Source organism: Roseicyclus sp. (assembly GCF_018402035.1).
GTDB lineage: Bacteria > Pseudomonadota > Alphaproteobacteria > Rhodobacterales > Rhodobacteraceae > Roseicyclus.
The window spans coordinates 1-4,900 of the sequence record NZ_JAGYJN010000035.1 but is presented as its reverse complement, the minus strand read 5'-3'; the positions used below and the strand labels follow the sequence as shown (position 1 = coordinate 4,900).

Genomic DNA, 4,900 nt, shown 5'->3' with positions numbered 1-4,900 from the left:
GTTGATGTGGGGCTTTACCGCGATGCTTTGGCGCCGCTGGCGCTGGGCGATGTGTCGATCACGCAAGTTTTCGATCCGACCTTTGGGGCGGATCAGAATGTCGCGATGATCCGTATTCAGGCACAAGACGGGGCTGAGGCCGTGACCCCGGCGATCATCGCCGCGGTCGAGGCGGCATTGGTCGCGGTCGTGCCCGATATCAGCTTTCCCTCGGTCGAGTCCGTTGGGCCCAAGGTCTCGGGCGAGTTGATCCAGACCGCGATCATCGCGGTGCTGGCCTCGCTTGCGGCGATCTTGGTCTATATCTGGTTGCGGTTCGAGTGGCAGTTTTCGGTGGGTGCGGTCGCGGCCTTGATCCATGATGTGATCTTGACCATCGGGATTTTCAGCTTGCTGCAAATCCGTTTCGATCTGGCCACGATTGCGGCGCTTTTGACGATCATCGGCTATTCGATCAACGATACGGTGGTGATCTTTGACCGGCTGCGCGAAAATCTGGTCAAGTTTAAATCGCGCCCCTTGCAAGATGTGATGAACCTGTCGGCCAATGAGACGCTGTCGCGCACCTTGATGACATCTGGCACGACGCTGATCGCGCTTTTGGCGCTGCTGATCTTGGGCGGCGATGTGATCCGGGGCTTTGTCTTTGCGATCTTTTGGGGGGTGATCGTGGGGACTTATTCCTCGATCTATGTCGCCAAGAACGTGGTGTTGATGATCGGGGTCAAGCGCGACTGGTCCAAGCCCGATCAGAAATCGGGCACGCAGTTTTCCAATATCGATGCTTGATGGGCTAATCGCGGCGCTGAACCTATCGGCGTTGCCATGGCTTGGGGCGGCGGCCTTCTTGGCGGGCACGGTCTATGGCTTTGCGGGCTTTGGCGCGGCGCTGGTGTTCATGCCGATCTCGGTCGCGCTGATCGCACCGGCCATGGCGGTGGCCGCTTTCGCGCTGACCGCGCTGATCGCGCTGGTAACGGTGGTGCCGCGCGCATGGGGCGCGGTCGATAAGCCGGGGCTAGGCCAGATGCTTTTGGGCACGATGCTGGGCTTTCCCTTGGGCATCTGGGCCTTGCGGGTCTGGGATGGGGGGATGATCCGGCTGGCGGTATCGGTCGTGGTGCTGCTGACCTTGGTGGTGCTGATCGCAGGCTGGCGGATGGCCGCGCGTCCCCGGCCTGCCGCGCGGCTGGGCGTTGGGGCAGCGACGGGGCTGATCGGCGGGGCCACGGGTGTGACAGGGCCGGTGGTGATCTTGTTCAACCTTGGGGCAGGTGCGCCCGCGGCAGCGATGCGGGCCAATACGCTGGTGTTCTTGACGCTTTGCTCGGGGCTGTTGCTGGGGCATCTGTGGTTGCAAGGGCTGTTGCCACCGCAGGCGATCTGGTTGGGGATCGTGTTGATGCTGCCTTATGGTTTAGGCAATTGGATCGGGCAGGCCTTGTTCGACCCGCGTGCAGAAATGCTGTATCGTCGGATCGCTTATGCAATTATCGCGGGCTCGGCCTTGGTTGGGTTGCCGATCTGGACTTGAGAGGGAGACAGACCCGATGCGTTTGAACGAGGTCACATTTGACGACAGCCGCCCGGTCGATGGCTATGGGCCGGGGTTTTTCCGTATCGGCGGCGAGGTTGTCGCGGGGGCGGTGATCATCCTGCCTTCGGGGGTGTTCGGCTGGGAGGGCTATGGGGATGCCGCGCGGCTTATCGCGGCGGCGGGTCAGATCGATGTCCTCTTCATCGGGACGGGGGCCGAGATTGCGCCCATTCCCGCCGCTCTGCGCCGCGCGCTGGAGGGGGCGGGGATCGGGGTGGAGATCGCGGCAAGCCCGGCGGCGTGCCGGACCTATAACGTGCTTTTGTCGGAAGGGCGGCGTGTGGGGCTGGCGGCGCTTCCGGTCTAAGGCCAGTGTCCGTGGCGGGCGGCGGGGGCCTCCGGCGGGAGTATTTTTGAAGCAAAGATGGACCTAGAGCGGGAGTTGGCCCGTGGGCAGGGCGAGACCGCCCAAGATCATCACGCGCAGTTCGCGTTCGAGCTTGCGGCGGAGCGCGGGCGCGAAATCGGCATAGGAGGCCGCGTATTCGGTAAAGGCGCCGGGGCCGCGGATGAGCTGTTCTGCGAAGTAGCGCGCGATATCATTGGCTGCACCGCCGATGGCCAGCCCGTTGACGGTGACGCCATCGAAGTCGAAATGCGTGAAGGCCGCGCCGGGAGGAAAGCCGTCATTATTGGCACCATCGCCCGAGATATCGACCGTCTGAAACAAGCAGTCGGGGGCGGTGTCAAAGCGCGTGGCCGCGAAGCCGAGCGCATAGCCGATGGCGGTGGGTCCGTCTTGGGCGCTGCGCGGATGGGCCATGACCGTTGCGGCAATGGCTTCCAGATCGGCCCGTGATGTGACGCGCAGCCAATCGAGGACGAGTTCTTGCTGAAAGCGACCCGACCATTCGAAGATCGACAGCGCCACATGGCCGGGGCCATGAAGGAACCCCGTGACAATCTCGGGCGCGAGAAGGGCCGCGGCGATGCCTGCGCGCTGAAGCTGATATTCGGCCGCATCGACGGAGGCCGAGACATCGAAGCCCAATTGCAGCGCGAGGCGGCAGGGCGCATCCGCCGCGAGGGGGGCGGCCCAGAGGGATAATCCTAGGGCCGCCGCGCGGATCACCAGTGGCCCGTGTTGCCCATCGAGGCCCAAGGCTCGGCCGGGGGGAGGGGGTCGCCTGCTTGCAGCAATTCGATGGAGATATTGTCGGGCGAGCGGACAAAGGCCATGCGCCCATCGCGGGGCGGGCGGTTGATGGTCACGCCATTGTCCATCAAATGCTGGCAGGTGGCGTAGATATCATCGACCGCATAGGCGAGATGGCCGAAATGGCGGCTGTCGGACGGCAGCCCATCATCGCCGTCCCAATTATAGGTCAGCTCGACCGGGCAGCCCTCATCGCCGGGGGCGGCCATGAAGACCAGCGAGAAGCGGCCCTGTTCGTAATCATTGCGCCGGGTTTGGCGCAGGCCGAGCAGTTCATAGAAAGCCATGGAAGCTTCGAGATCTTTGACCCTGACCATGGTGTGGAGGTATTTCATCGCCATTTTTGCCGTCCTTGCTGTGTTGACTATCAAGCTAGCGCAGGGCGCGGGCTTGCGCAGCCCTTGATGGGGGTAAATTTCTTGTGGGTAAATGCGCGCGCGCATGGCCCCTTTATCTTGCGGTTTGGAGCGAAAATGATGCAAGATGTTGGGGTTCGCCGCCAAATTCACGCATAGAGAGGAGCCGCCCCATGCCGCTCAGCCCCGAGGCGCAAGCCGAAATCGACGCCGCCCGCGCCACGCCCAAGCCCACGCTGCGCGCAGTCAGCGAGGGGATGGAGGCGCATCTTTACACCGCGCACCCGGTGCTGGACCACGGCTTTGTCCGCGTGATCGACTATATGGGCGATGACAGCGCCATCGTGCAGGCCGCGCGTGTGAGCTATGGGGCAGGCACCAAGCATGTCAGCAATGACGAGGGGTTGATCCGCTATTTGATGCGGCATTGGCACTCGACGCCCTTCGAGATGTGCGAGGTCAAGTTTCACGTCAAGCTGCCGGTTTTCGTGGCGCGCCAATGGATCAGGCACCGCACGGCGAATGTGAACGAATATTCGGCGCGCTACTCGATCCTTGACCGAGAGTTTTACATCCCCGCGCCCGAGCATCTGGCGGCGCAATCGACGGTCAATAACCAAGGCCGGGGTGCCGTGCTGGAGGGGGAGGAGGCCGCGCGCGTGCTGGAGATGCTGAAAGCCGATGCAGGCCGGGCCTATGACAATTACGAGGCGATGTTGAGCCAAGACGGGCAGCAGGGCTTGGCGCGGGAGTTGGCGCGGATGAACCTGCCCGCCAATATCTATACGCAATGGTATTGGAAGGTGGATTTGCACAATCTGCTCCACTTCCTGCGGCTGCGCGCCGATGCCCATGCGCAATACGAGATCCGGGTCTATGCCGATCTGATGTGCAAGCTGGTGGCCGATTGGGTGCCGATCGCCTATGCGGCCTTCGCCGATTACCGGATGGGGGGGGTGTCGCTGTCGGCCAAGGGGGTCGAGGTGCTGCGCCGCCGTCTGGCGGGCGAGGCGGTGACGCAGGAGACGAGCGGGATGAGCAAGGGGGAATGGCGGGAGTTTGAAGGGGTGTTTGAGGCGTAGGGTGGGTGAAACCCACCATCCGCGCCGAAGGGCGTGATCCGTGGTGGGGTGTTTGTGGTGGGTTGCACCCACCCTACGGGTCGCGCGGGTTGTGGGGTCAGGCGACGCGCATGGCGGTGAGGGTGTCTTCATCCAGCCCCTCCCGCGCCACGGCCAGTTCATAGCCTTTCTGCAGGTTCATCCAGAACTCTGGCGTCGTGCCGAAGGCGGCCGCCAGCCTGAGCGCTGTGTCGCCCGTAACCCCGCGTTTGCCCGCGACGATCATGGACACCCGGTTGCCCGGCACGCCGATGCGCGCGGCGAGCGCGTTGGAGGAGAGGCCAAGGGGGGCCATGAACTCCTCGGCCAGCACCTCGCCGGGGTGGATGGGGGCGAGGCGGTCAGTGGTAATCGGTGATTTCGACGTCATGGGCGCCATCCTCGTGCCAAGTGAAGCAGATGCGGTATTGGTCGTTGACCCGGATCGAATGCTGCCCCGCGCGGTCGCCCTTGAGCGCCTCAAGCCGGTTGCCCGGCGGGGCGCGCAAATCATCGAGCCGATGGGCGGCGTCGAGCATCGCCAATTTTCGCACGGCGGGCCGTTCGATATGCACGAAACGGCGGACGCGTCGATGGGCGGCGAGCGTTGCGGTGTCGCGGCAGGCAAAGCTACGGATCATATGAGATACGTATCACGTATTATCCTATCATGCAACCCTGCCCTCGACAC

Annotated in this window: 8 protein-coding genes; 4 read left to right on the top strand and 4 right to left on the bottom strand. The window is 63.4% G+C overall.

Translation table 11 applies throughout. The features are described 5' to 3' along the window. From secF to KG698_RS14675, 3 genes are all read left to right on the top strand, one after another. On the top strand, window positions 1-789 hold a 789-nt coding region (secF, locus tag KG698_RS14685; protein WP_213686292.1), incomplete at its 5' end, for a protein translocase subunit SecF. Beyond that, complete coding sequence (locus KG698_RS14680; RefSeq protein ID WP_213686291.1) at window positions 782-1,534, top strand: sulfite exporter TauE/SafE family protein; 753 nt, start codon at window positions 782-784, stop codon at window positions 1,532-1,534. The genes secF and KG698_RS14680, both read left to right, overlap by 8 nt. 16 nt (window positions 1,535-1,550) lie before the next feature. Then, the gene (locus KG698_RS14675) at window positions 1,551-1,904 is read left to right on the top strand and encodes an Mth938-like domain-containing protein (protein WP_213686290.1); all 354 of its coding nucleotides are present in this window, start codon (window positions 1,551-1,553) and stop codon (window positions 1,902-1,904) included. Between the two features lie 63 nt (window positions 1,905-1,967). Here the strand turns inward: KG698_RS14675 and KG698_RS14670 are convergent, their stop codons facing one another. Next, window positions 1,968-2,699 carry a DUF1194 domain-containing protein gene (locus KG698_RS14670; RefSeq protein WP_300984166.1) on the bottom strand — a complete coding sequence of 244 codons (732 nt, stop codon included), beginning with the start codon at window positions 2,697-2,699 and terminating at the stop codon, window positions 1,968-1,970. Continuing rightward, window positions 2,666-3,094: a VOC family protein gene (locus tag KG698_RS14665; RefSeq protein WP_213686289.1), complete on the bottom strand. Its 429-nt coding sequence runs from the start codon at window positions 3,092-3,094 to the stop codon at window positions 2,666-2,668. The genes KG698_RS14670 and KG698_RS14665 overlap by 34 nt, the downstream gene beginning before the upstream one ends. A 188-nt stretch (window positions 3,095-3,282) precedes the next feature. Here KG698_RS14665 and thyX point away from each other — a divergent pair, with 188 nt between their 5' ends. Next, a complete protein-coding gene (thyX, locus tag KG698_RS14660) occupies window positions 3,283-4,191 on the top strand; it encodes an FAD-dependent thymidylate synthase (RefSeq protein WP_213686288.1) in 909 nt (302 codons plus the stop codon). A gap of 97 nt (window positions 4,192-4,288) precedes the next feature. Here the strand turns inward: thyX and KG698_RS14655 are convergent, their stop codons facing one another. Continuing rightward, entirely contained in the window at window positions 4,289-4,600 is a 312-nt protein-coding gene (locus KG698_RS14655; RefSeq protein ID WP_213686287.1) for a HigA family addiction module antitoxin, read from the bottom strand. Continuing rightward, on the bottom strand, window positions 4,572-4,850 hold the full coding sequence (locus KG698_RS14650) for a type II toxin-antitoxin system RelE/ParE family toxin (RefSeq protein WP_213686286.1): 279 nt from the start codon (window positions 4,848-4,850) through the stop codon (window positions 4,572-4,574). Before KG698_RS14650 ends, KG698_RS14655 begins: the two co-directional genes overlap by 29 nt. Window positions 4,851-4,900 lie beyond the last annotated feature (50 nt).

What these genes read in the sequence shown, in the direction of transcription:
- thyX (WP_213686288.1), top strand. Translation starts at nt 3,283, where the DNA reads ATGCCGCTCAGCCCCGAGGCGCAAGCCGAAATCGACGCCGCCCGCGCC.
- KG698_RS14665 (WP_213686289.1), bottom strand. Translation starts at nt 3,094, where the DNA reads ATGGCGATGAAATACCTCCACACCATGGTCAGGGTCAAAGATCTCGAA.
- KG698_RS14655 (WP_213686287.1), bottom strand. Translation starts at nt 4,600, where the DNA reads ATGACGTCGAAATCACCGATTACCACTGACCGCCTCGCCCCCATCCAC.
- KG698_RS14675 (WP_213686290.1), top strand. Translation starts at nt 1,551, where the DNA reads ATGCGTTTGAACGAGGTCACATTTGACGACAGCCGCCCGGTCGATGGC.
- KG698_RS14680 (WP_213686291.1), top strand. Translation starts at nt 782, where the DNA reads ATGCTTGATGGGCTAATCGCGGCGCTGAACCTATCGGCGTTGCCATGG.
- KG698_RS14650 (WP_213686286.1), bottom strand. Translation starts at nt 4,850, where the DNA reads ATGATCCGTAGCTTTGCCTGCCGCGACACCGCAACGCTCGCCGCCCAT.